The organism is Propionicimonas paludicola (assembly GCF_002563675.1).
GTDB lineage: Bacteria > Actinomycetota > Actinomycetes > Propionibacteriales > Propionibacteriaceae > Propionicimonas > Propionicimonas paludicola.
Map to the genome: position 1 here is coordinate 880076 of NZ_PDJC01000001.1, position 24550 is coordinate 904625.

Genomic DNA, 24550 nt, shown 5'->3' on the forward strand with positions numbered 1-24550 from the left:
CCCTCCCGTGTCGACTACTGCATGCATCTTCGCATATGTCGGCCTCGGGCTTGAGGTGATGGCGCCTCACGGCTTCGAACGGGCGGCGCCGTTGGCGCAGGCTGTGGTGCTCACGGCCTCTCCGACCAGGCAGGCGGCGTCCACGAGGCTGCGATGGCCCAGCGGCTCGGGGAGCGTGATTCTGACTCGCACCGGGTTGTTGCTTGGGCAGGTGTCGCCAGTGGAGTGGCGCGGCTTGGCATCGATCCTGATTACCACCTCCTTGTCGCCCACCGCGATCACGGGCGCGAGCAGCTTGCCGGTCTTGCCGCTGGCACACTCCAGCCGGGTGGCGAACACCTCGAAGGTGACCGTGTGTGCGTCGATCGACTCCGGCCGGGTCAGGGTCCACGTGGCCGTAGCCCCGACCTGTGGCGGGACGCTGACGCCGACCGTCGGGATGGCCGGCTTCCCGCTCGGCAGGGCCGCCCGGACGTCCGGGTCCAGCTGAGGCGCGATCGCGTCGTAGACCCGGTTGTAGAAGTTCTGGTTGGGGTCGTCCAAGCGCAAGTCCCCGGCGCGCTGGAGATACACCGCGGTCGGCAGAATCTGCAGCGCGGGCTGCGAGCGGTCCTTCGGCGTCACCAGGAAGCCGCGAAAGCCCAGGTTGTCCGCTGGTGGGGCATCGCTCGGCTTCAGCAACCCGGCCGCTTCCTGGTCGGCCAGCATCGCATACAGCTCGTCGGCCACGTCGGCAGGGAGGGTGGCAACCGGGTCTCGACGTCCGGAGAACATCAGCACCTGGACGGTGGCCGATCCAGCCACAGCTGGGGTCGACGCGGTCACCGAGGGGGTCGGACTCACCGCCGAGGGGGTGATCGCTGAATGAGTCGGCGCGATCGGTGCTGCGGGGACGCCCTGGCCTCGTCCGGGCCAGATGGTGGCCACGCCCCCTACGCCGGCGACCACGGCGACGGCCGCTGCCGCGGCCAGCCACACGCGTGCTGGGAAGACTCGGTGCGGGCGCCTCCCGGCGCGGGCGGCCAGGTCGTCCGGGTCCAGCGGAGCCACCGGAACCGGCATGCTCGCCGCCGGACGCAAGCTCTTGCGGATCCGATCCTCGAAGTCGGTCATGACAGGTCCTCCTTCAGGCTGGTGCGCAGCGTGGCGATGGCGCGGTGGACGTGCGAGCGGGCGGTGGCTTCGCGACAGCCCATGGCGGCGGCGACCTCGGCAAAGCTCAGATCCTGGTAGAAGCGCAGCACCACGGCCGTGCGCTGCAGGGGAGGCAACTTGCCGCAGAGCCGCCACAGTTCGGTGGACGCCGCCACGGTGGCGGTCGGATCACCGAGGATCGGAGCTTCCCGAAGCCCGGCCGGGTCGGCCACCGGATCGGCCTTCCGGCTACGGATGATCCGCAGGCAGGCGTTCACGGCGCTGCGATAGACGTAGGACTCCAGCCGCGCACCGCTGGGCAGCTGTGGCCAGCGCGGATATAGCGAGACGAAGGCGTCCTGGATCGCGTCGCGGGCATCGTCCCAGTTGCGAGTGATCAGCCAAGCCAGCCGCAGCAGGCCGTCCGAGCGGGCCCGGACGTAGCTGTCGAACGAGGTCGGCTCAGCGCGAGGCACGGAGGTCTCGAGCTCCTCGCTGGATGCGGTCACGTAAGGAAGAGTCTCGCAAAGCCGGTTTCGTTGCAGCGCGTTCGACGTACGCATGGTGCGAAGTTCGTTGAGTGGCTAGCGTTGCCGTCGTCGCCAGGAGCCTCGCCGACACGGCGCTTCGGATGGGGAGTTCGTGCCAGTTCCGCTGATCAGCACCAAGCTGTACGTCCCCAGGGTGCGCCCTGACGTGGTGCTGCGCGAGCGACTGCTGCAGCGGGTCAGCCACGCGACTTCGGCCCGGGTCGTCGTTGTGTCGGCACCGCCCGGCTTCGGCAAGACAACTCTGCTCGCGGAGTGGGTGCAGCGCCCGGACGTCGATCCCCGGCTGGTGGCGTGGCTGTCGTTGGACGGCACCGAGAACGAGCCGGCCCTCTTCTGGAACTATGTGGTGGCCTCGCTGCGGGCCGCGGTGCCCGCCCTGGCCGACCTGGTGGTTGGGGCCCCGCTGGCCGCCAGCCACGTGGTCGCCACGATCGTCAATGCCTTGGCCGGCGTCGAGCAGGACGTCTGGCTGGTGCTCGACGATTTCCATCAGCTCGACAACGGCGAGGTGCTCATCGCGGTCGGCCAGCTGATCGACCATCTGCCGGCGCACGTCCATCTGCTGATCGGGACGCGGCAGGACCCGGATCTGCCGCTGTCTCGCTGGCGGGCCAGAGGAGAGTTGGTGGAGGTGCGGGCTGCGGACCTTCGGTTCACTGCGGACGAGACTGCCGAGTATCTGCGGTCGTCGGCCGGGCTGGATCTCAGTGCTGCGCAGACAGCGCACCTTGCTGAGCGGGCCGAGGGCTGGGTTGCTGCGCTCCAGTTGGCGGCGCTTTCAATGCGCGGGCACCACGACGTCGCCGGCTTCATCGAGCGCTTCGCCGGAGACGACCGGTACCTGGTCGACTACCTGATGGACGAAGTGCTGTCCGGCCAGTCCGCGCAGACCGTTGACTTCCTGCTGCGCACCGCCGTCCTCGACCGACTGAGCGGGAGCCTGTGCGACGCCGTCACCGAGCGCAACGACAGCGCCGAGATGCTCTCGTGGTTGGAGCGCGCGAACCTGTTCGTGGTTCCGCTGGACGACCAGGCGGTCTGGTTCCGCTATCACCACCTCTTTGTCGACCTCCTGCGGGCCCGACTGCTCGCCGAGCAGCCCGAAATGGTCCGGCCGCTGCACCGGCGCGCCAGCACCTGGTTTGAGGCCGCCGGGCTCGCCGACGAGGCGATCAGCCACGCTCTGGCCGCAGGAGACGTCGGCTCCGCCGCTCGGCTGGTCGAGCTCGAGTTGCCCGAAGCCCGCCGCAGCAGGCAGGACGCCAGACTGACTCGCTGGCTGCAGAGCCTGCCGATCGAGGTGATCTCCGCCAACCCCGTCCTGACGACTTTCCACGGCTGGACCCTGATGGCCAGCGGCGACCTAGAGGCAGTCGAGTCGCGGCTCGAGCTGGCCGAGTCGCTGCTGGCCGATCCGGCGAGCGGATCGCGCGGCTGGGCCGAGACCGAGGAACTGCGCACCCTGCCGGCCACGATCGCCATCTACCGGGCCTCTCTGGCCCAGGCGCGTGGTGATCTGGCCGGAGCGGCCGCACACGCTCGCCGGGCGCTGGAGCTGATCGGGCCGGACGATCATCTGGCCCGTGGTGCTGCGGCCGGCTTCCTGGCGCTGGTGGCATGGTCGGCCGGGGAGATCGGAATGGCCGTGGACACCTTCACCAGCGCCATCGCCAGTCTGCGATCCGCCGGAGCGACCGTGGACGAACTGGCCGGCACTGCGCTGCTGGCCGAGATGGTCGCCGCGGCGGGCCGTCCGGCCAAGGCTCGGCAGCTGTGCCGGACGGCATTGCGCCGGGCCGAAGAACTGGGGGCTCCGGCAGCCCGGGCGATCGCCGACCTGCACGTCCAGCTGGCCGAACTCGACCTCGACGACCAGGACCTGGATGCGGCCGGGCGACACCTCGCCGCGGCCGAGGAGTTCGAAGTGCAGGTGTCCGGAAGTGGGGGACGCCATCGCTGGTTCATGGCCGCGGCGCGAGTGGCTGAGTCGCGGGCCGACTTCGCTGGTGCCCTGGAGCATCTGGCCCAGGCCGAGGCGCTCTACCAGCCGGGCTACTACCCACAGGTGCGCCCGATTCCCGCGCTGCGGGCGCGGGTCCTGATCTCCGCCGGTGAGCTTGCTCAGGCCGCGGAATGGGCGCTCGACCAGGCGGTCACCATGACCGATGAGGCCGACTATCTGGCCGAGTACGACGAGCTCACCCTGGCCCGGCTGATCCTGGCCGATCAGCCGCGGCGTCGCGGTGAGCTCGGCCCTCTGATCACCCTCCTGGAGCGACTGGAGGCCGCCGCACAGACGTCGGGACGGCTCGGCAGCCTGACCGACATACGCCGGCAGCTGGCTCGGGCCGTCCACGCGGCGGGCGCGGGTCTGGCGCCGTCCGCTGCGCGCCCGGCGCTGACCGAGCGGGAGCTGCAGGTGTTGCGGCTTCTCGACAGCGAGCTCAGCGGGCCCGAGATCGCCCGGACGCTGTTCGTCTCGGACAACACCCTGCGAACCCACACCAAGCACATCTTCACCAAGCTGGACGTCACCTCGCGGCGGGCCGCCATCGCTCGGGGACGAGAGCGCGGCCTGCTCTAGCTCGACCGGCCTGTCACCAGGAAGGTCACATCGTTGGGTGATGCCGACCCACCAGCGGCGTCCCTACCGTCGAGACATCACCTGCGGCACCGACCGCGGGTTCCACCAAGGGAGCTTGTCGATGTCGATCACCGAAGAGACGCTGACCCGACTAGCAGCCGCAGCCGCCGTCGCGGGCGGCCTGCTGTTCATCGCTGTGCAGATCAACCACCCACCGGTCGATCTGGCGCTGGTCACCACCGGGGAGTGGGTGATTCGGCAGAGCATGAAGGTTGCCTTCACCGTGCTCGCCCTGATCGGGATCACCGGGATGTACCTGCGGCAGGTGACCAAGAGCGGCATCCTCGGCCTGATCGGCTATCTGATCCTCGCCGCCGGGTTCCTGACCATGTTCGCTCTGGAGACGGTCGGGCTGGTGGTGATGCCGGCGATCGCAGGCAGCGCACCGGGCTACGTCGGCGATGTACTGGCCGTGGCCACCAATGGCACCGCCGTGGGCGACATCGGAGCCATGACCCAGCTGAACCTGATCGGCGGGATCGGCTACCTGGCCGGCGGCCTGGTCTTCGGTATCGCGATGTTCCGCGCAAACGTCCTGGCCCGCTGGGCCTCGATCCTGTTGGCGGTGGCGACCCCGCTCAGCCTGGCGATCCCAGTGCTTCCCTGGATCAACCAGCGGCTCTTCGCGATCCCGACCGGACTGGCCCTGATCGCCTTGGGCTACTCGCTGTGGCGAGAGAGCCGAAACCCGGCCTCGGTAGCGGCAGTGGCCGAGGTGCCGCTGTCCGACCGGGTCGGCCAGTGACCCTCCACTCCACAACCCACCGGGCCGCCACGGCTCGGTGGGTGCCGTTCGCCCTGGTGGCGCTGGGCCTGCTTCCGGTGGCCAGTGGCGGCCTGCGGCTGGGGGAGGTCTTCGGCGGTCCGCAGCTGATGCCGGCCAACCCGCGGTTCGAGGCGCTGCCGGCGCCGATGATCGTGCACTTGGTCAGCGTGATCCCGTTCGCTCTGGTCGGGGCCTTCCAGTTCTCGTCGCAGGTACGGGGCCGGTGGCCGGCGTGGCATCGGTGGGCGGGACGCGTCCTCGTCCTGCTCGGAATGGCCACGGCCATCTCCGGGCTCTGGATGACGCTGGGCTATCCGCTCCAGCCCGGCAGCGGCGAACTGCTCTACATCGTCCGGGTGCTGGTCGGGGCCGGAATGGCGGTCAGTATTGCCCGCGGCCTGCGCGCGATCCGCCGCGGCGACGTCCGGCACCACCTGGCCTGGATGACTCGCAGCTACGCGCTGGCGCTAGGCGCCGGCACCCAGGTCATCACCGGGGCCGTCCGTAGCGCGCTGTCGGGATCCGGCAGTCTGGACTTCGACCTGAGCATGACGGCCGCCTGGGCGATGAACCTCGCCGTGGCCGAGTATGTGATCCGGCACGGCCCCGGTGGTGGTGCGCGCGGGTCGCGCCCGGTCGAGCTCCGCACGGAAGTCGGCAACCCGGCATGACCCAGAACCCGGCTGGCTACACGATCCGACTCGCCGGTCGGCTGGACACACGCTGGGCGACCTGGTTCGACGGCTTCACGATCCGGATCGAGCCGGACGGAACCACCACGCTGACCGGAGTGGACGTCGACCAGGCGCGGCTGCACAGCCTGCTGGCCAAGGTGCGTGACCTCGGGATCGCACTGATCTCCCTGGAGCAGGCATAGGAACCGGCGAACCGTCGGGGCGGTGGATTACGCTCAGCGAGGGATGCCGCCCGGCGATGGGAGACAGATGCGCTCGATGGTGATCACCGTCCGTCTAGGCGGTGGCGATGGCCGGTAAGTTCGCGGCGCGCATCGACGGTGTCCTGTTCATGCTGGCCGGCGCCGCCTCGGTCTGGTTCGCGTACCTCACTCTTCAGGAGGGGATCACCCCCGGCTGGCCGATGCTCCTGCTCGTGGTGTTCTGGGCACTGGTGGCCTATCTGGTGCTGCCGCGGATCCACCGGATCCTCACCCGGATCTACGTGCCCGACTACTTCATCGGACGGACCCGCACCTCTGACGGGCTCCTCGGTGATCCGGTGAACCTGGCCCTGGTGGGCAGCCCCGAGCAACTGCACCGGGCCATGGAGCTGGCCGGGTGGATCCGAGCCGACGACCTGACGTTCGGCACCGGCTGGCGGATCGTGCTGAACACCTTCACCCGGAAGAGCTATCCGAGCGCGCCGGTCAGCCCGCTGTTCCTCTTCGGACGCCGGCAGGACTTCGCCTACCAGCAGGAGGTGGCCGGCAGCCCGTCCAAGCGTCACCACGTCCGGTTCTGGAAGTGCCCGGACGGCTGGCTGCTGCCCGGCGGGTTCGCCGTCGGCTGGCTGGCCGCCGGCACCTACGACCGCAGTGTCGGGCTGTCGCTGTTCACCCTCCAGGTCACCCACAAGATCGAGATGGACATCGACCGGGAACGCGAGCACGTGATCGGGACGGTCCGCGCGGCCGTCCCGGAGAGCTCGGTGCAGATCCTTGAGGACTTCTCCACCGGCTACCACTCCCGCAATGGGGGAGGAGACCTCGTGCAGACCGACGGGCATCTGCCGATCGTCGATCTCTCGGCGCTGCCGGTCCCCACCCAACCAGGCCCCGCCGAGCCGGCGTCCACCGCGCTGGTGCCGGTGCGGAGGAGGGCACCGGGCTCGGTGATCTTCGGAGTGGCCGCCACCGCGCTGCAGGCACTGGCCTTCCTCGGGCTGGGGTTGATCTTCGTGGCCGGAAAGGACGTGATCGCCACGTCCACCGAGGCTCAGGGGATCACCCAAGAGGTCGTCCTGGCGTTCGGAGTGATCGCGCTGGTGGCTGGGCTGGCGGATCTGGTGCTGGCGGTCGCGACCCTGGCAGGACGCAACTGGGCCAGACTCCTGGTGTGTGCGTTGAGCCTGGTCAGCGTCGCTTCGACGTTCGTCTCGCGGACTCTGGAGAACGAGCACGGCCCGATGCATGCCGACCTGATTCCGCTGGCGGCCAGCGTGCTGGTGCTGCTGGCGTTGTCCAGTGAGAGTGCCCGCAGTTTCGCCACATCGAGGAGATCGGCGAGGGGCTGACGGCTGCCCACACAGGTCGCAATGACCTGCGAAAAGGGGCTAAGGAGCTGGGAAGCTCCCCCGCCTGGACTCGAACCAGGAACCTACGGATTAACGGTCCGACGCCTTCATCTCGTGCCGCCGATCGGGCAGACGCCGGCCGCATGAACCTCAACCCAAACTCCAGGCGTGGCGGGCTATCCCTCGTAGTCAACAGTCCAGACAACACCGCTCCGATAGAGCAGATGGGTATGACCCCACACACCCTCATCGGCGACTGGCGCACCTGGCTCGTCGCCTCGAACCTGTCCAAGAACACCATCCGGCTGCGCTGCTACCAGCTGCGCCGCTTCGCCGAGGAACACCCCGACCTGCTCGCGGTCACCACGGCCGACCTCGTCGCCTGGCTCGGCCGGCCCGGATGGGACCAGGAGACGCGACGGTCGCAACGGTCGGCGCTACGCGGCTTCTACCAGTGGGCTCACGCCGCAGGCCTGGTCGACGCGGATCCGTCCGGGACGCTGCCGAGGATCAAACAGTCCGGGAAGCGGCGCGCACCGGCCCCTCAGTGGGCCGTGGAGGCCGGTCTGAAGGCCGAGGACGACCGGGTGCCGCTCATGGTGCTGCTCGGCTACCGGCAGGGCCTCAGGGCTGGCGAGATCGCGCAGGTGAACACCGAGACTGATCTGATCGAGGACCTGAACGGCTGGAGCCTCGTCGTGCACGGCAAGGGCGGCAAGGACCGGATCATGCCACTACACCCCGAAGTCGCCGCGGCGATCCTCGCCCGACCAAGAGGATGGCTGTTCCCCGGCCAGACGGACGGCCACCTGTCGTCCGGCCACGTCACCGTGCTGGTATCGCGGGCGCTCCCCGGCAAGTGGACGGCGCACCCGCTCCGCCACCGGTTCGGGACCGACGCCTGGGCGCGAACGCACAACCTCCTGGGCGTGATGGAGCTGCTCGGCCATGCGACCCCAGAGACGACGGCCCGCTACGTGCACCAGGACTCCGACGTGCTTCGGCAGATCGTCGAGGCGGCCGCGGCCTGACGCCCCCTGTCTGCGGCGGCTCTTACGCTGGCCGCCATGCTCCCTCCTGAATCGGCGTCTGCTCTGGGCGCCTTCCTGCGTGCTCACCGGCGGACCGAGGCAGAGTGGATGGTCTCGGATACCCATAACCCTGGCCGCGGCTCGCGGGAGTGTGTGGTGTGCGCCGAGCCGTGGCCGTGCACCGAGGTGCGTCAGCTGGCCGCCCAGTGGGAGGGGTTGGCGGGGTGGCGGCCCGAGTGGCTGGCTAGTTGATACTTGGCAAGCGGTTCTCACATCTTCCCTTGTTATCTGCTTGACAACTGGACGCCGAACACGTAGTATCTAGATAACAACTCAATAGGGGAGGAGGTGATCACCTTGGACAAGGATCTCGCAAAGATCCTCCGGGCCGCCGAGAAGCAAGGCTTCGAGGTACGACACACCAGCGACGGACACCCGATGGTGTACCGAAACGGACAGTTCGTCACGAAGACCGCGATGACCCCCAGTGACCGACGAGGAAGCAAGAACCTCATCGCAGCACTGAGACGATTCGGCTTCGAGTGGCCACCCAAGAGGTGACAAAGGGTGGGGAGCAAAGCTACTGCTCCCCACCAACTCACCAAAGGCTACCTCCACTCCCTCCAACACGGAAAGGGACAGAACAATGAAGTCGTACAACCTGGCTCTCGAACTCGACGCAGGAAAGGAAGCCGCCGAGGGTGCGCTGGGCGATCGCCTGCTCGACCAGTTCGCCGACTACCACCCGGTGGTGACTGTTTCGAACCTGGGCCGGACTGAGCTGATCGTGTCGATCCCGGCCGAGCACATGTGGCAGGCCACCAGCACGGCTCGGGCGCTGTCGGCGGACCTGGGCGTGACCCGGGTGACGGTCGAGCTGTCGGATGATTTCGACCGGCGCGCCGGCACGGAGATCCCGCCGCTGCTGTCGGTGACCGAGGTTGCCGATCGGCTGGGTATCACTCGGGCTGCGGTCCAGCAGAGGATCGACAAGGGTGCTCTGCCAGCACGCCGGGTCGGAGCGGCTTGGGTAGTGCCGGCCGCTGCCGTCGCCTGAACGCACGAAAGCGGCCCCGGTCTCTCTGGTGGGAGAGGCCGGGGCCGCAGTGTGTCAGGGGGCGGGGTTAGTCAGCAGCGTCCGCCTCGACGGCCGTCTCATCATCGGTCGATTCCGGGACGTCCGGGCCCGGATCCGGGAACGGCTCGTCCGGGACGTCGGCCGCGGCGTCAGGGGTCACATCCTCGACGTCGTCATCCTCCGGCACCGGCAGCACGCCGGTGTAGCGCTTCCCGGCGAGCTCGACGACGGCGGGATCCGAAAGGCTCGGGGCGAGGGCGAGGGCGGCCAGGAAAATGGTCGACCCCGCTGAGCCCACGGCCGCGATCAGGATGGTCGGCCAGTCGAAGTCGGACAGCAGTACTCCGCTGGCCGTTGCAGCGGCCACATACTGGCCGAACTGCCTCACGCCACGCTGCAGAGCGACTGACCACCACGGACCGCCGTCGGTCGTGGGAAGGCCGGCGAACGCCGACGCGAGCGCCCCGACGACCGTGAAGCCGACCGTGAGCGCGGTTGTCCGCCAGACGCCCGCCGGGTCAGCGAGGAGGGCAGGGAAGGCCGGAACGAGCGCGGCGATCGCGGTCCGCGCCAGGGCGCCGGCGACGAGCCGCCAGAACGCCACAGTGAATAGACGAGACATGATGATGCTCCTCAGTGGTTGTTCGGTTCGGTGGGTGAGGCTCCGAGGCAGGGGTAGCTGCATTCGGCCCCCTCGGGTGCGGCTTCGTAGCCGTAGGGCAGGCCGCTGTCTCCCGGGCAGCAACGGTTCTTCCCGCGGTAGTCGCCGGCGGTGTGCACGGGATGCTCACCATCGGTAATCGCTTGGCCGCAGTGCTTGCACTTCGCGGTCACAGCGCAGCCTGGTACTGCTTGGTGAGGCCAAGGACCGCGGCGGTGTGGGCGGCGATCGTCGCCCGGGTCGCCGCTGAGGCCTTGGTCTTGGCCACCTGCTTGTCCGGGTAGGCGAGCGGGGTCGTCCAGGTGATCCCGGTCGGATGGATGCCGGCGCCGGCCGTCTCGATCGCCAGCTGCGCCGCGAGCATCAGGATCTGGCCACGGCGGACGTGGGAGTCGAAGCTGACCAGCGTCGCCGAGGTGATCTTGCGGGCGATCAGCAGCGGCAAGCTGTAGCGGGCGTTTCCGACCGTCGAGGAAGCCTTCGTCTCAGTCACGATCCGGTCGGCCGCAACCCCGTTGGCCAGCAGCCAGTCGCGCATCCACACCGCCTCGCTCTTGCCCTGGCGCACGACGCCACCGGTGACGATCACCAGCGACTTCGGGTTCAGCTGCAGGCCGGCCAGCGCGACGGTCAGCCGCTGCTTCATCTGCGCGATCGTTCCGCCCAGCACCACGTACGCATGGCCAGAGTCGGACACGACCCGCGGCTTGTAGTCGGGCTGCACACCCTTGGTGAACCGCTCCATCTCGGCCAGGAAGATGCGCCACAGCTTCACATCGGACGGCGCCCTAACACCGAACAGTGCCAGCGGCTTCGCCCAGCTCTTGCCCTTCGCGTAGGCGGCCAGGATCCGGCCCAAGAACTCCGCGGCCGGGATCAGCCGGGCGACCCTGGTCCACCCGCGCGACCGCATGTAGGGCGCGACCCAGCCGACGGCCTCCCCCTTCTGCCGGCCCTTCCTGCCGCCCGTTGACTTGCCGAGCTCGTTGTTCCGCCAAGACAGCCACCGCTTTCCGCCGCGGCCAACAAGGATGGCGTGGCCGGGCCCGGTCATCGCATCGGCTGGCTGTAGCGCCGCGGTGAGCTCGCCCAGCGTGTCGTATCTGCTCACGTCGATCTCGCGGAACAGCCCGGTCGCGACCAGCACCTTCACGAGGTTGCCTGAGAAGAGAGTGATCTTCCGCCAGGCGGAGACGGTCAGGCCGGCGACGAGCATCACGGCGAAGACCATGAACGAGCAGTCGCTGGACCGCCAGGCCCGCCACATGCGCTTCGCCTCGTCGAAGACTTCGCGCCGCTGGTTCTGTTCCTGGGCGTAGCCGGTGGTGTCCGGAATGGACTCGGCGGCCGCCAGGATCGACTCGACATTCAGAGTTCTGGGCATGGTGAAGTGCCCTCCTTTCGAGAGGGTCGAGGTGGAGTTGAGTCAGGCTGCGGGGTTCCGCAGCGGGCAGTCGGAGACGTGCTGTTCGACGGCGCGCTTCATGGCGTCGGCCTGCTCCTCGCGCAGGGCTGCCACGGCCCGGCGGTCTTGGCGGGCATCGGTCCGGACCCCAGCAATGTCCTTGCGGAGGTCCCTGGTCTCGGAGTGCAGGCCGCCGATGTCCTCACGGATCGACTCGACTGCGGCCAGATGATCGGCGCCCAGCTTCGTCAGACCCTCGGTCAGCGCGGTGCTGAGCCTGTCGAGGTCCTCACGCAGGTTCGTGGTGTGAGTGTTCGCGACCTGCTCCTTGATCGCGGTCACGTCCTGCCGTGTGCGTCGCTGGGTGAGCCACGTCACCAAGGCCGGGACACCAACCACGATCACGGTCGCGATCAGCCATGCCCACCAAGGGGTTCCGGCAGGGGCAGCAGGCATCAGACCTCCAGCTTCGCGAGTCGGGCTTCGATGGCGACCAGGCGGCCAGTGAGGTCCTCGATCTGGCGCTGCTGCGCCTGGGCGAGCACGACAAGGCCGGCCGTGATCCGGTCGTAGGCGACACCAGCAAGCTCTTGCGAATAGTCGCGGGTGACGAAGACCGGGGCGACCTCCTCCACCTCCTCAGCGATGAACCCCGGAACCCAGTCGAGCTGATAGGCCAGGCACTCCTCAGCAGTCGCCGTGTCGGGGTCGAGGTGATGGTCCAGTACCTCACCCTTGTCGAACCACTTCCGGGGCCGGAGAGCGAGCACCTGGTCGGGGGTCACGTCCAGGTCCTCATATGCGATCTTGAACCGGCGCAGCGACGTGTTCCGCTGAAGGGTGCCCATGCCATCAGCGCCGATGCTCGCGAATCGGCACGTTGCCGTGTTCGTGGTCGGGTTGTCCTTCACCTTGACTTGCCTGGTGTAGAGGTAGACGCCGTCGAGGGAACCAGTCGGGTCGGTGTCGATCCGGAACGAGGACGCGCCCGCGTTCACCGCGATCGGGTAGCCGCCAGTCGCGATGTCGACGCCCTGGTCGCCGCTGATGGCGACCTTCCCGTCGGTGTTGAGCTGCAGGTCCCCGAGACCGTACAGGGTGATCGCATCGGTCGGCCCTTGCGGGTAGATCGAGCCGACCTTCGTGCCGGCGGTGTTGTAGAAGTCGAGGAGGCCGGCGGGCACCATCGCGATCCGCTTCCCGGACGCCGCCGTCTGCACAGTGCTGCCGGTGACGGTGGAGCCGGTGATCGTGCCACTGAACGACGCATCGACCGCTGCCAGCTTGCCATCGGTGCCAACCTTCGTCTTCTCCCCGCCGCCGGAGTCGTAGCCGTGCAGGCCGCTCGAGTTGAGGACGACCCTTTGGCCGGACGCCGCCGTCTGAATGTTCGGCGAGGTGATCAGGAAGCTGTCGAGTGCACCAGCCTTGATCTTGTCCGACTCGATCGCGCCCGCCGCAATCTTCGCCGCCGTGATCGCGCCCGCCGCAATCTTCGCCGCCGTGATCGCTCCGGCAGCGAGCTTCTCTGCGGTGATCGCCTCTGCGGCCAGAAGCTCCGTGATGATCGTGCCGGCCGCGATCGTCAGTGATGCGTCGAACACCTGCACATCCCATGCCCCACCAACGCGGCGACGCACCACGCCGCCGTCCTCAAACCACCACGAGTTCTCCGGAATCACCTCGCCGACGGCGGGCGGGTACTCGTCGGTGTAGACGCGAGGCCGGTTCGCCAGTTCACCAGCCAGTCCGGTGTCGTCCAGGACGGACTTCGGGGTGCCGTACATCAGGTCGGAGATCGGCGACGACTTGTCGGCCTGCGACACGGTCACCAGGCCGACCACATACTCGACCCCGACCGCTCCGGGGAGCACCACGACCCCGCCCTGAAGGGTGCTGATAGTCGAGACAGCCGTGGCATCCGAAGGGAACTCGACCAGCGCAGCATCAACGTCAGCCTTCGCAGCCATGTGGACCACGATGTGGCTGAAGTCGACCGGCTGCTCACCATCGAAGCCACCCAGCCACGACACCACCAGCGTGTAGATCGCCGCGGTCACAGACGCCCCGATCGGCCTGGCCGGATCCGGCCCATCCAGCACGACCAGGACCGTCGACCCGTCCTCCTGGACGCCGATCTGTGCCATCGTGGTCTCGGTCAGGACCGGGTTCCCGTCAGCGTCAGTCTCCTCACCCTCGACCAGGGCCACCACGTCAATCGACCCGACCAAAGCCGACGCCGACATCTGCGGCGCAGTGTGCGCCCCGGCCGCCTGAGCAGACAGCTTGGCGATCATCCTCGCCAGATCATCAGCTGCGCTCATTCGCCCACCTTGTCTGCCCGGGCCACCGTCAACGTCACCGTCTGCGGGGCCACCTCGTCCCATTCCCGTTCCAAGATCCGCACCCACACCTCGATCGGGCCAGCCCATCCCGAGTCGCCAGACAGCAGCACCTCATCGCCGGGCACCAAAGCGCCGATCCGCGCCGAAGGCCCATCAGTCACAACGACCTTCTCGACGTCGTCAGCAGTGCCAGCGAGCAGCTTCAGCAACGACTTCGCGAGCCTCTCCGCGGCCGCCGATCGCGTGATCGTCTCCTGGTTGTGCAGATACACCCGGCGAAGCCGTGGCGGCGCGGCGATCAGCTGCCGCGACTGGATCTTCTTCGGCCCATCACCGGCGCCCAGGACGAGCACCTCGGATGCGTACTGCGCCGGATCGACCGAAGGCACCTCGGTGACGTTCTCACCAATCACCAGCCGCACATCCGGGTTACGCCGGCCCAGCCTCGGGGAAGCCATCAGCAGCGCGTGCTTCACCACGCCGCCCTCAACCCAGTGCCGCTCCCGGTACTCGATCTTGCCCTCGGTCAGCAGCGTCGTCTGCGCGGCCGCGAGATCAGCGGTCGCATAGGACGCCAGGACGAACGGCTCCGCGGCCGTCTTCACCGTCTTCTTCCCGCGCTTCGTCTTGCCGTACACAGCCGGCGTGCCGACCGTGGTGCCCGTCGACACGGCCGGCACCGACAAGCCGATGTTGCCGGCATGATGCGACTGGACCTGGAGCCACATCGCGCGAAGGATCTTGCCCGGGTCGGTGTGGACGTAGGACAGCGCCTTGTCCGTCCACGGCATGCCGGCGATGTAGCCCGACCAGCCGACACACTTCACGGTCAGCTTCGAGTTCTCCGAGGTGACCCCGTTGATGTCGACGATGCCGGCGGCCAGGATCTGATCCTCGGTGCCGACATAGACCGCGGTCTGCCACGGCACGAACAGGCCCACATCGATCGACTCCGGTTCGAGCGTCAGCGTGATCTGCTGCGGCGCCGTCAACGGATCGACGATCGGGCACGACGTCGCCGGCACCTCGGTCCGCAGACCAGTCTCGGTGCCGTCCCCGTTGAGGCGGGCCAGCCAGATCACAGAGTCTCGATCCACTCGATGTCGAGATCGACCGACGAGCCGGAGTCGACCAGCACCGAAGACGATCCGGAGTCCCGCTTACCGAGCAGGTCGATGGTCACGGTCTGGCCGCGCATCGTCGCCGGAATCGTCACCTGGTCGGTGACCCGCAGCGCGATCCGGGTCGTCCCACCCGAGGACGGCGTATCGACCTTGTTGCGGCCCGTCGTCACCACATCAGCTCGGCCAGTCCCGATCCGGACCAGCACCGAGCCGATCATGTTCGACCCGGGCTGCGACACCCCATCCCACGAGGCCCGGACCAGCGCCTTCGTCGCCCACGACGGGACCGCGATCTGCCACGACCCGGCGTCCGGCCACCTCGTGTCAGACGTGCCAGTCAGCGACTGCGACGACGCGACCTGGAGCACCTTCAGATCCCGGCGGGCACGAGCCCTGGCCAGCACGCGGGCGTCCGAAATCATGCCCGCGGTGATCGCCGACGCGCCGTTCGGCACAGTCAGCTTCGCCAGCTGCAGGTAAGGCTTCGTCGTCGGCAGCGCGGCCACCAGCTCGAGGACGGCATAGATCGCAGTTGCCCGATCGGGCGGGATCGGTTCGCCGGCGTACTGCGGGTCGGTGATCCGCAAGATGACGTACCAGATCTGGGTTGAGCCGGAAGTGTTCGCCGGCACGGTCACCGCGGTGGCCGCGTCGTTCGACGCGATGTAGGACTGGGAGCCGTAGGCGTCGCTGAACTTCGTCGGCACGAACGCCGAGCCGGCGGCCACGTAGACCAGCCCACCCGGGGTGCCGGCTGCTGTCACCTGAAGGTCGGACGGCTGCACCACGCCACCCTCACCAGAGGTCGCCGCGTAGGCGAGACGACGCAGCACCTCGGCAGACGTGGATCCGCCATCGACGAACCCGGCAGGCAGTAGAGCCATCAGGACCTCCTAGAAAATGAGCGCCGCGGGGCGCCAGCTGATCGTCGCCTTGGTGGTGCGACTCGTGTCGGTAGCGGTGAAGGTGAACTCAGCCGTGCCGGGCTGCAGCCGGCCAGTGAGAGTCGACTTCCGAGACAGCGTGCCGGCGACCGACGCGCCATCCATGAGCGCCGACCCGATCCAGGACGTATCGACGACAATCTGTGACCCGGCCTTCAGCACGAGCGCACCGAAGTCGAGCAGCCATCCGGGCCCCGCCAGTTTCAGGTTCGTGGCTGACCCGGTCGACGGGCCAGCGATCACGACCCGGAACGGCACAGCGGCCAGGCCGTCGACGGTGACCACGCCAGCACGTTCCGAGGTGACCGACCCGAGGATCCACGGCAGGACCGCGGGAAGAGTGAACCCGGTCGGTGCCGCTGATCCGGTCAACGACAACTCGGCCGACACCAGCGTGTCGAGATAGGCCTGCGCCTCCGCGTACTGCCACTTCGCCGACGCGTATCGGCGTCCCGGCTCGACCGGGTCACGGTGCAGCGGAGTGAAGTCGCGGCCGCGGCCCCGACTCCAGTAGGTGACACCGTGCCGGCACCAGCGAAGCACCGACGTCGCACCAGGGGTGGCCCGGACCTTGTCGGCGCGCCACGCTGCCCGAAGCCGGGCCAGCTCGCTGGCCGCATCCTCGGCGTCGACCAGCCAAGTGAACTCCCGGCTCGGGGGAGCCAGCTGGTCGCGCCCCATCAGCAGCTGATCAGCTCGAGGATGGTCCTGGTCCTGGACGCGAACAGTGACACCGCTGGTCACATCCCCACCGCTCAGGAGGCGCACCGGGGTGCCGAGCCCGAACAGGTACCCGTCGAGCTCGTACTGGCCTTCGCTCAACACGGTCATGCCGCGAGTCCCATCGCTCGCCGGCGCGACTCGGTCGCGACCTTGTCCATGATGGCCGCCGAGATCCGGTCTGCCTGATCCATGTCGACGCCGTAGAACTCGTTCTTGATGGTCGGCATCGACGCCCACTCGGCGCCGCCAGCAGATGGAGCACTCGCCGGCGGCACGGGGCCACCATCGGCGAACCGCAGCTGGCCGGACTGGATCGCCTTCCGCATCCGGAAGACCGCCTGGTGGCCACCGACCTTCTGCACGTCGGACACCGTCAGGACGTGCTCGTCGGGCATCAGCAGCGACGGCACCGAGTCGATGCCACGCACGCCCAGGCTCTCGGGGACGGGGCCGCCTCCGGCAGCAGAGAACCCGACCTGGAAGCGGCCGACACCGCCGACCTTGAACGTCTTCTTCGTGTCCCCGATCCACTTGGTGTCGATTGTCACCTCGACGTTCTTGCCCTTGATCAGGCCCAGCTTGTTGGCTAGCTTCTCGGCTTCGGTCTTGCCCATGCCCATGGCGTGCGCGGCATCGAGGAACTTCTTCCGGGAGGCGTCCATCTGGGCGGCGACCTTGTCGGCGGGCGCCTGCACAGCCTTCAGCCCATCGACGAGGCCAAGACCAGCGACCGCGATCTTGTCCAGGGCCTCGGAGTTGTTCCGGCCCTTCTCGCTGTGGATGTCGAAGACGTTGCCCGACTTGGTGTACTCGTCGACCAGCTTCTGGCCCGACGCGGTCAGCTTGCCGTGCTTGTCGATCATCTTGTCCGTGACCCCGGCCGACTTCCACAAGGTCGCGGTCGCATCGTCGATCGCTGACTCGAGGTCACGCTGGTCACCACGCAACGCCAGCTGCGCCTTGTAGTTCTTCGTGATCGACTCGGTGTAGGCGTCCAGTGCACTCGACGCGCCCTGAGCTGCGGCGCCGGCGTTCTGGGTGCCGTCGGCGAGGTCCTTGCTTGCGGTCGCGGCGCTGGTTGCTGCCGGCGTCGTTTCACCGACCGCCTGGTTGAACTGCTGTTCCTGCTCGGTCGCCTTCTGGAGATTCGGCCGCAACGCGGCCACGTTCGACTGGATCAGGTTGTAGGCGTCGGCCGCGTCGACCAGCGCATCCTTCGACTCGAAGTAGGCATCCCGGCTTTCCAGGGTGCCCTTCTTCTCGTCCTCCATGTACTGAAGCCGCCACCCGATGGTGGTCTTCTGCTGCTCGTAGGCCCGGTTCACTTCGGCAACCGCGTCGGCCTCGCCCAGCGCAGCGCTGACCATCGTGTCGCCGCTGATCGCGAGCTTCCTCGCCGCGTCCAGGACGCCGTTCTTCTGCAGCGCGTTCGCCACATAAGCGCGGGTGTTCTTCCCGAGCTCACCCGAGTCGGCCTTGATCGCCTCGGTCAGGTCCTTCACCTGCTGCTCAGCGTCAGCGTTCGCCTTCGCCCAGATCCCATAGCCGATCGACGCGACGGTCAGGACCGCGCCGACACCGCCAGCGATCGAGATAGCGCCGCGGGCGCCGATGCTCAGCCCGTCGAACGAGGCCCGCAGACCGTCGACGGTTTCCTTCGCCGACTTCAGAGCCTCGATGCCACGCGCCACCCCGACGAACCCGGCCAGCGCGGCCGCCAGGGCACCGACGGTCCCAACGAGCGGCACGAGTGCGCGCTGATTTGCATCGACCCAGGTCAGGAAGTCGATGCCGGCAGCCTTCGCAGCGGTGATCGCCGGCGCCAGCTTCTCGCCGAGCTCGGCGGACAGATCGGCCGACTTGGCCGCCAGGGTCTTGGCGGTGTTCGCGGTCGAGTCCGCGGTGCGCGCATAGTCGCCCTGGGCGTCGGTGGTCTGCTTCAGGATCGCCGCCTGTGCCGCGAGGATCTTCTGCTGCGGGGTGAGCGCTTCCTTGCTGGTCTTGATCAGGCCCATCCGCATCGCTTCGCTGCGCAGCGTCGCGTCGTCGAGCATCACACCGTAGGCCCGGATCGGTTCCATCTCGCCGCGCATTGCGGCACCGACCGCCTCGACAGCCTGCTCGGTCGAGGTGCCCTTGAAGCTGGCCATATCGCCGGCCAGCTGGGTCATATCGGTAGAGAACTTCGCCAGGTCGTGACCGGCCAAGTTGGCCGACTTCCCGTACGTGCCGAAGGTGTTCGCCGCGTTGATGACCTGCTGCTTCGACAGGCCGATCTTCTCCGCCGCGGTCTCGGACTGGTCAGCGATCTCGCCCATCGAGTCGCCGAAGATGACTGCGGCGGCCGCGGTCGAGTCCTGCAACTCGGCGAAGGAGTCGACGCTGCTCTTGACCAGGTCCCCGATGGCGTGGATACCGACCGCGGCGACCAGGGTCGTGGCCACCCCGCGGAACCGGTCGCCGAACTTCTTCCCGGCGTTGCTGCCAGCCGACTCCGACTGCTTGTCGATCTGCCCGAACGCACCCCTCGTGGCGCCGGCCATCTGCGTCTGCAGCTGCGCCCCAAACTGAGGCACGATCTTCGGGTAGACGCTCACATAGGAGCTGGCAACCTCACCCATTACGCCTCCTTCGGGTCACGCATCGCGGACCGGGTCCGCATGATCTCGTCGGCCTGGGCCTGCACTGAGGCATCGATGACCGGCCCTGACGCTGGCGCATCCCAAGGCATCGGGATCTCGACCTGGGCCAGGGCGGCCAGGACGTCGAGCTGGGCACGCTCAATCCACTCGTGGAGAGAAATCGGCCAGTCGACGAACGCCGCGTAGGAGTAGCTGAAGACGTCCGCCAGAAGTGACTGGGCGTAGTCCTCAGCCAGGGTCAGGGAGTAGTCGAGGCCGGCTCGGTCGGCTCGGAGTCCGAATCGCTCCCAGAAGTCTCGGGCGAGGGCTGCTCGGTGGGCCCGCCAGAGAGCAGCAAGTCCAGCGATTTTCCCAGGCGCTCATTGAGTGCCCACACCCACCTCCGGACGGCCTGCACGGCGAGCATGCTGTCGGTCCGTTCAAGCTCCCGGATCGCGTCGGCGGCCTGGTCGGACATGACCTGGTCACGGATCCGGTCATGCTGGGCGCGCCACCCGGCGGAGTTCTCCATGTCGAGCCACACGTCGAGGTGATCGAGTGGGATCGCCAAAGACAGCCGAGGGCCGTTGGGGACGACGAGCTCGTCCCCAACGACCTCCCAATCGTCGGCTTGGGTCATGCCGCGACGGTGTAGCTGAACGCCGCCGAGACGCCGTTCGGCGTGGTGACGAGGACGTCCTTATCGCCGGCGGCGACCCCGGCCGGGATCTTCGCGACGATCGTCGTCGAGGACGCGACCAGCTTCGTCACAACGGCGGTCCCGCCGATCGACACCGCGGTGGCGCCAGCGAAGTTGTAGCCCTCGATCACGATCTCGTCGGCGACCTTCTGGCCGGCCGGGGTGACGTTCAGGATGACCGGCAACGGCGAGACGTCGACCGGGATCCGGGCGTGCCGGAAGTGCGCGTTCTCGATGTCGGCCGACCGCTCGATCTCCCACTGGACAGTGGTGCCGGTGACCTCACCGCGAGGGCTCTTGCCCTTCGTGACCGACACCACGGTGGCGCCAGGCCCGACCTTCCGATCGAGCTCGTAGCTTCCGTCGGGCATGAGGTAAAGGTCCTCGGTGATCAGGATGCAGGTCACGCGCTGGTCGATGTCGACGTCCTGGACGCCGTTCACGACCGGGATCCCGCGGATCTGTGCCCGCAGAACGTCGTCCTCCTGGGCGAAGATCTGGGTGACGGTCAGCTTGCCGTTGCGCGCGGAGACCTTGTTGCCCTCCTCGTACAACTCGATCATCCCGCCCGGCGCCTCGTTCCAGTCGGGCGAGCCGTCGGTCTTCCGCAGACCGAGCCGGACGTAGGCGTTCGGGTAGACGAAGTTCGGGTCAGACAGCTGCGTCTTGGTGGGAATCGGTGCGGTCCGAGGCCCCATGGCGGTCATACCCGAGACGGGGATGCCGACCTTAGAGACGTCGTGGCCGGAGGTGTCAATCATCGTCGACATTTCGAATGTCCTCTCGGTGTTACAGGTTGACGGGGCGCCCGACCACAACCAGCTCCGCGGTCAGGTAGAACTCGGCGCGATCAGTCGCTCCGAGCGAGTAGGGGCTGCGCACAGTGGCGTCAGCGATAGGCAGCAGACACAGCTCAGGAAGGGCCTGCAGAAGGGCGGCCAGGCGACGTGCGAGGTCGCCCGTCTCGTCGTAGGCGGCACCGATCACGTTGAACCCGAGCCGCGGCTGCGCGGTCACCATCAGCTCGGGGCCGCCGTCGTCACGGATCACGATCCAGAACCGCGGACGGAACGACGAATCCGCGCCCTCCACCGGCTGGCCAGGTGCCCAGCCCGGGGCCGGGAACTCACGCGACACGACCAGCGGTTCGAAGCTCGCCAGCCGAGCACGCAGCACCGGGCCCAGCTGCAGCTCCAGGTCGGGAAACTGGATGCCGGTCATGCCGACCCCAGAGCCCGAGCGAGCGTGCCGTGCTTCGCTTCGACGATGTGGCCGTAACGGGCACCGGACACGACCCTGGTGTGCGCCCAATCCTCGACACCGTCGCGGACGTCGGGTTCCAGCCGCAGCGTGTCCCGATAGTTCCCCGACTGCGCGAACCCGTCAGCGTCGGCCTGCGCCCGAGCCAGGACCTGCTCACCGATCGGGTTACACACCTCGCGGTTGACCAGGTTCGAAATCTCGACCAGCTCAGCCATGTTCAGGTTCACCGGCCCAAAGCCCTGCATGTCAGCCCTCGATCCGCTTCAGCTGCCACACCGCGCCGGCCTTCCAGCCAGAGCGGCCTTCCCAACGCGCCGCATGCCCATCGACCTCATAGACGACGCCGGCCGCCTCGACCCGATCGGACGCTTCAATGTCAGCGTCGAACGGGCCGTACAGCTTCGGGGTGGTGACAATCTGGGTCCGGTTCACCAGGTCGGTCTCGACAGAGCCGCCCGGGTCGACCATGAAGCCGTCCAGCGGCTGCCGTGCCGGGTCCGTCCAGTCGCGCTTCGTGGGGAGCTGCGAGTACGGATCGACGATCAGCGGGGCACGCAGACGAACGACCTGGCCACTTGTCGACATGGTGACCTCCTCTGCGCGGTACGCTCCCGGCATGAGCCGTGAGGGACTGATCGGAACCGGGGCCGTGCTGGTCCTGGTCGCTGGTGGGCTGGCCTGGTGGGCGCCGGTCGCGTACGGACGCGCTGAGCAGGACGCCTACTTCTCAACTCCGGGCGGGATCGCCAGGGCCGAAGCCGCCGGCCAGATGGCAGGCCTTCAGGCCGCGTTACTGCCCGGGATCTCCGCAGGGCTGCTCGTCATCATCGCCATCGCACTGTTCGTCGTGGCCGCGGTCAGGAAGCCTCAGAGCTCGTAGATCGGGGCGCCGGCGAGCGACGCGCCGCACGAGCAGCTGGTGCCGCCGAACATCACGTCGCACCACGGCAGATGCGTGGTGCCGCTGTCGCTCATCGAGATCGTGAACGCCCGCGCCTTACTGGTGCGGCACAGCCGCTGCAGCTCGGTGATCTCCGACGGATAGAACGACCCCTTGCGCTTGCGGCTCGTGTCGACGGTCTTCGAATGGCTGAACGCGCCAGCGGTCTCCGACTCGGTGGTGATCGCTCCGGATCCGGCGTCGTGCCAGCGGACGATCGCCGATCGGAGAATCGCCTTCGCGGCGGCCGCGACCTCGGGGGACAGATCGTCGGTGCCGCCCAGGCAGGGGGCAACGATGACAGCTTGCGCGAGCGCGTCAGTGATCATCGCCGCGGTCTTCGTGTCGTCCGGCAAGCCGAACGGCGTGAGATCGCTGACCTGGATCAGTGCTGTCATCGTTGCCCCCTTCTGGTCACTTGCGGGTACGGGGTCGGGTCGTACGCCGCGGGGTGGTGGCTGCCTTCGGCTTGGCAGCCGGGGCCGGCTCGGGGACCTTCACGGTCTCCTCGCTGGTCGTGGGGGACAGATCGACTTCCACCTCACCGTCACCCGCAATGCCGGTGTCGGGCTCACCGTCACCTGCAGTGCCGGCGTCCGGGTCGCTCGCCTCGGCCTGGGTCTGGTCGCCGGCGTCAGCCGGGTCACCAGCACCGGGGTCGGCCGGCTTGGTCTCGCCCTCGGGCTTGGCCGGGTCGCCGGCGTCCGGGACGCTCGGCTGCTGCGGACCGTCCGCGGGCTTGGGCTTCGGCTTCGGCTTGGGCTTCGGCTTGGGGTCGTAGGGTTCCCAACGACCCATGCCGTACTCGCCGCTCAGGAGCCGGGCCGCGGTCTCGTCATCGACGTTGACCACGGTCCCGGCGTCCGGGTTCTTGAGGCGAGGCATCAGCTGTTCGCCACCGCGTCTTCGATGACCACGAAGCGGTCAGTGAAGACGTACCAGCCGTAGACGATCTCCAGACGGAGAGCGATCTGGTTCTTCCGCTTCAGGTCGCCCTGGCCGTCGGGGTCGCCGTAGCGGATGAGCTCGATCGGCAGGTCGCGCTGGATGCCCCAGCGGATGCCGTTCTTGAAGTCGCCGACGATCGCGCGAACCTTGGTGTCGGCGGCCTCCGGGGTGCCGTCGACGGTGTCGCCCTGGGCGACCGGGACACCGGAGAAGTCGGTGACGGCGGTGCCGAAACCGAGCTGCGGGTACCGCATGTCGGAGGTCAGGCCGGCGCCGTCCTTCCGCTTCAGGTTCGCCAGCGCCCAGGCGAACTTCGGCGAGAACGCCGCACCGTTCACCGCGATCGGGGTTGTGGCGTTGACGAGCAGGCCCACCGCAGCGCGGAAGTCCGCGTCCGCCTCCGAGGTGCCGGTGATCTCGACCCGCTTGGTGGTCGCGGTCACGTAGTTGTCCCAGCCGGAGATCACACTGCCCGAAAGCGGGTTGATCCGGTGGTAGAGGCCCAGATCGAGGGCTCGGGACAGCGCGAGCGAACCCGCCTCGCCGAGGCTCTTGAGGATCTCCAGCTGGTAGTCCTCCTCGGCCCACTGGACTTCCTCGTTGAACCGCATCGTGACCTGCGCCTTGTGGGGCTTCGCGGTCGCGGAGGTGAACCCACCGCTGGTGGACGACTTGTTGGCGCCCTCCTCGACGAACTCCGCCTTCGGGAAGTCGTTGAAGACGATGAGGTCCGTCTCACCGAACTTCATCGGCTCCCGGCCGGTCAGCTTCGCGACGGTCGAGTCGGTGCGCGCCTGGGTGACCATGCCGGCCGCAATGTTGCGGGGCATGAGGACCTTGGCCTGAGTGGTTCCAAAAACAGCCATGACGGCCTCTCTTTCCTAATCGTTATTGCCGAACAGCTGGGCCACGACGGCCCGCTCTTCGGAGGTGACATTCGGGGTCGTCTCGCCCTCGTTGGGCACGACCCCGTTACGACTGGCGACGATGACCGGCTTGAGCACGTCGGCGTGAGCCTCGAGCTCCTCCTTGGTCGACCCCTTCAGCAGCTCGGCCGGCACGCCCTTGGTCTTCGCGACCTCGGCGGTCCAGTCGGCGACCTGCTTGTCCTGAGCAGCCTTGGCCGCGGCCGACTGCTTCTCGGTCTTGAAGGCGTTCAGCTCCTTCTCAGTCGCCTCGATCCGGTCGAGGGCCTTCTGCAGCTCGGTCTTCGAGGCGTCCTGCGCCTTGTCGAACTGAGCCGCTTTGTTCTTCAGGTCCTCGTAGTCGGCGTACTCGCCGCGGATCTTGGTCTCCTGCCGGGTGAGCCGGTCCGCGATGATGCGGTCCAGGTCCTCCTGAGTGGCAGGCGGGGTATAGGTCATCGTCATTCCTTCCGTTGTTGAGCCCGTCGGCTATGGCCCCGATTGACCGCTCGGGTTG

At 68.0% G+C, this 24550-nt stretch carries 29 protein-coding genes and 1 tRNA gene; 10 read left to right on the top strand and 20 right to left on the bottom strand.

Features of this window, described 5'->3' with window-relative positions; translation table 11 throughout:
- Positions 1-66: 66 nt before the first annotated feature.
- Both ATK74_RS03890 and ATK74_RS03895 read right to left on the bottom strand, forming a co-directional pair.
- Positions 67-1113 carry a hypothetical protein gene (locus tag ATK74_RS03890; protein WP_098459811.1) on the bottom strand — a complete coding sequence of 349 codons (1047 nt, stop codon included), beginning with the start codon at positions 1111-1113 and terminating at the stop codon, positions 67-69.
- A complete protein-coding gene (locus ATK74_RS03895) occupies positions 1110-1643 on the bottom strand; it encodes an RNA polymerase sigma factor (protein ID WP_169923721.1) in 534 nt (177 codons plus the stop codon). Before ATK74_RS03895 ends, ATK74_RS03890 begins: the two co-directional genes overlap by 4 nt.
- 133 nt (positions 1644-1776) lie before the next feature.
- On the opposite strand from ATK74_RS03895, the gene ATK74_RS03900 reads away from it, so the two are divergent.
- From ATK74_RS03900 to ATK74_RS03920, 5 genes are all read left to right on the top strand, one after another.
- A complete protein-coding gene (locus tag ATK74_RS03900; RefSeq protein ID WP_098459813.1) occupies positions 1777-4269 on the top strand; it encodes a winged helix-turn-helix domain-containing protein in 2493 nt (830 codons plus the stop codon).
- A 40-nt stretch (positions 4270-4309) separates the two neighbouring features.
- Positions 4310-5074 carry a hypothetical protein gene (locus ATK74_RS03905; protein WP_098459814.1) on the top strand — a complete coding sequence of 255 codons (765 nt, stop codon included), beginning with the start codon at positions 4310-4312 and terminating at the stop codon, positions 5072-5074.
- A 41-nt stretch (positions 5075-5115) separates the two neighbouring features.
- The gene (locus tag ATK74_RS03910) at positions 5116-5766 is read left to right on the top strand and encodes a DUF2306 domain-containing protein (RefSeq protein ID WP_169923722.1); all 651 of its coding nucleotides are present in this window, start codon (positions 5116-5118) and stop codon (positions 5764-5766) included.
- A complete protein-coding gene (locus ATK74_RS03915; protein ID WP_098459816.1) occupies positions 5763-5972 on the top strand; it encodes a hypothetical protein in 210 nt (69 codons plus the stop codon). The genes ATK74_RS03910 and ATK74_RS03915 overlap by 4 nt, the downstream gene beginning before the upstream one ends.
- 107 nt (positions 5973-6079) lie before the next feature.
- Positions 6080-7345 (top strand): LssY C-terminal domain-containing protein, encoded by a 1266-nt coding sequence (locus ATK74_RS03920; RefSeq protein WP_098459817.1) that lies wholly within the window; start codon positions 6080-6082, stop codon positions 7343-7345.
- A gap of 55 nt (positions 7346-7400) precedes the next feature.
- On the opposite strand, the gene ATK74_RS15285 is transcribed toward ATK74_RS03920, so the two are convergent.
- Positions 7401-7478, bottom strand: a tRNA-Asn gene (locus ATK74_RS15285).
- Between the two features lie 97 nt (positions 7479-7575).
- On the opposite strand from ATK74_RS15285, the gene ATK74_RS03925 reads away from it, so the two are divergent.
- From ATK74_RS03925 to ATK74_RS03935, 4 genes are all read left to right on the top strand, one after another.
- On the top strand, positions 7576-8376 hold the full coding sequence (locus ATK74_RS03925) for a tyrosine-type recombinase/integrase (protein ID WP_169923723.1): 801 nt from the start codon (positions 7576-7578) through the stop codon (positions 8374-8376).
- A 36-nt stretch (positions 8377-8412) separates the two neighbouring features.
- The gene (locus ATK74_RS15130) at positions 8413-8628 is read left to right on the top strand and encodes a hypothetical protein (RefSeq protein WP_143483555.1); all 216 of its coding nucleotides are present in this window, start codon (positions 8413-8415) and stop codon (positions 8626-8628) included.
- Positions 8629-8724: 96 nt separating this feature from the next.
- Complete coding sequence (locus ATK74_RS03930; protein WP_098459819.1) at positions 8725-8937, top strand: hypothetical protein; 213 nt, start codon at positions 8725-8727, stop codon at positions 8935-8937.
- Between the two features lie 85 nt (positions 8938-9022).
- On the top strand, positions 9023-9433 hold the full coding sequence (locus tag ATK74_RS03935) for a helix-turn-helix domain-containing protein (protein ID WP_098459820.1): 411 nt from the start codon (positions 9023-9025) through the stop codon (positions 9431-9433).
- Between the two features lie 67 nt (positions 9434-9500).
- On the opposite strand, the gene ATK74_RS03940 is transcribed toward ATK74_RS03935, so the two are convergent.
- From ATK74_RS03940 to ATK74_RS04005, 13 genes are all read right to left on the bottom strand, one after another.
- Entirely contained in the window at positions 9501-10076 is a 576-nt protein-coding gene (locus tag ATK74_RS03940; RefSeq protein WP_143483556.1) for a hypothetical protein, read from the bottom strand.
- 208 nt (positions 10077-10284) lie between these two features.
- Entirely contained in the window at positions 10285-11499 is a 1215-nt protein-coding gene (locus tag ATK74_RS03950) for a YdcF family protein (RefSeq protein ID WP_098459823.1), read from the bottom strand.
- A 42-nt stretch (positions 11500-11541) separates the two neighbouring features.
- Positions 11542-11976 (bottom strand): DUF2746 domain-containing protein, encoded by a 435-nt coding sequence (locus ATK74_RS03955; protein ID WP_098459824.1) that lies wholly within the window; start codon positions 11974-11976, stop codon positions 11542-11544.
- On the bottom strand, positions 11976-13844 hold the full coding sequence (locus ATK74_RS03960) for a hypothetical protein (protein WP_098459825.1): 1869 nt from the start codon (positions 13842-13844) through the stop codon (positions 11976-11978). Before ATK74_RS03960 ends, ATK74_RS03955 begins: the two co-directional genes overlap by 1 nt.
- Positions 13841-14962 (bottom strand): hypothetical protein, encoded by a 1122-nt coding sequence (locus tag ATK74_RS03965; protein WP_143483557.1) that lies wholly within the window; start codon positions 14960-14962, stop codon positions 13841-13843. Before ATK74_RS03965 ends, ATK74_RS03960 begins: the two co-directional genes overlap by 4 nt.
- Complete coding sequence (locus tag ATK74_RS03970; protein WP_098459827.1) at positions 14944-15873, bottom strand: hypothetical protein; 930 nt, start codon at positions 15871-15873, stop codon at positions 14944-14946. The genes ATK74_RS03965 and ATK74_RS03970 overlap by 19 nt, the downstream gene beginning before the upstream one ends.
- Positions 15874-15882: 9 nt before the next feature.
- Positions 15883-16764 (bottom strand): hypothetical protein, encoded by an 882-nt coding sequence (locus ATK74_RS03975; protein ID WP_098459828.1) that lies wholly within the window; start codon positions 16762-16764, stop codon positions 15883-15885.
- Positions 16761-19277: a hypothetical protein gene (locus ATK74_RS03980; protein WP_098459829.1), complete on the bottom strand. Its 2517-nt coding sequence runs from the start codon at positions 19275-19277 to the stop codon at positions 16761-16763. Before ATK74_RS03980 ends, ATK74_RS03975 begins: the two co-directional genes overlap by 4 nt.
- A gap of 259 nt (positions 19278-19536) precedes the next feature.
- Positions 19537-19917 (bottom strand): hypothetical protein, encoded by a 381-nt coding sequence (locus ATK74_RS03985; RefSeq protein WP_098459830.1) that lies wholly within the window; start codon positions 19915-19917, stop codon positions 19537-19539.
- Positions 19914-20747 (bottom strand): IPT/TIG domain-containing protein, encoded by an 834-nt coding sequence (locus tag ATK74_RS03990; protein WP_098459831.1) that lies wholly within the window; start codon positions 20745-20747, stop codon positions 19914-19916. The genes ATK74_RS03985 and ATK74_RS03990 overlap by 4 nt, the downstream gene beginning before the upstream one ends.
- Positions 20748-20766: 19 nt before the next feature.
- Positions 20767-21198 (bottom strand): hypothetical protein, encoded by a 432-nt coding sequence (locus tag ATK74_RS03995; protein ID WP_098459832.1) that lies wholly within the window; start codon positions 21196-21198, stop codon positions 20767-20769.
- Positions 21195-21485 carry a hypothetical protein gene (locus tag ATK74_RS04000; protein WP_098459833.1) on the bottom strand — a complete coding sequence of 97 codons (291 nt, stop codon included), beginning with the start codon at positions 21483-21485 and terminating at the stop codon, positions 21195-21197. Before ATK74_RS04000 ends, ATK74_RS03995 begins: the two co-directional genes overlap by 4 nt.
- 1 nt (position 21486) lies before the next feature.
- Complete coding sequence (locus tag ATK74_RS04005) at positions 21487-21825, bottom strand: hypothetical protein (RefSeq protein WP_098459834.1); 339 nt, start codon at positions 21823-21825, stop codon at positions 21487-21489.
- A 31-nt stretch (positions 21826-21856) separates the two neighbouring features.
- Between ATK74_RS04005 and ATK74_RS04010 the strand changes: the two genes are divergently transcribed.
- Positions 21857-22120, top strand: a complete 264-nt coding sequence (locus ATK74_RS04010; RefSeq protein WP_098459835.1) for a hypothetical protein — start codon at positions 21857-21859, stop codon at positions 22118-22120.
- On the opposite strand, the gene ATK74_RS04015 is transcribed toward ATK74_RS04010, so the two are convergent.
- Genes ATK74_RS04015 through ATK74_RS04030 form a run of 4 tightly spaced genes read right to left on the bottom strand, consistent with a single transcriptional unit; the run spans position 22108 to position 24492 of the window.
- Positions 22108-22578, bottom strand: coding sequence for a hypothetical protein (locus ATK74_RS04015; protein WP_098459836.1), 471 nt, complete (start codon positions 22576-22578; stop codon positions 22108-22110). The two genes, ATK74_RS04010 and ATK74_RS04015, sit on opposite strands and share 13 nt — an antisense overlap.
- 16 nt (positions 22579-22594) lie before the next feature.
- Entirely contained in the window at positions 22595-23065 is a 471-nt protein-coding gene (locus tag ATK74_RS04020) for a DUF7302 family protein (protein WP_098459837.1), read from the bottom strand.
- Positions 23065-23994: a phage major capsid family protein gene (locus tag ATK74_RS04025; RefSeq protein WP_098459838.1), complete on the bottom strand. Its 930-nt coding sequence runs from the start codon at positions 23992-23994 to the stop codon at positions 23065-23067. The genes ATK74_RS04020 and ATK74_RS04025 overlap by 1 nt, the downstream gene beginning before the upstream one ends.
- Before the next feature lie 15 nt (positions 23995-24009).
- The gene (locus ATK74_RS04030) at positions 24010-24492 is read right to left on the bottom strand and encodes a hypothetical protein (protein ID WP_098459839.1); all 483 of its coding nucleotides are present in this window, start codon (positions 24490-24492) and stop codon (positions 24010-24012) included.
- Between the last annotated feature and the right edge of the window lie 58 nt (positions 24493-24550).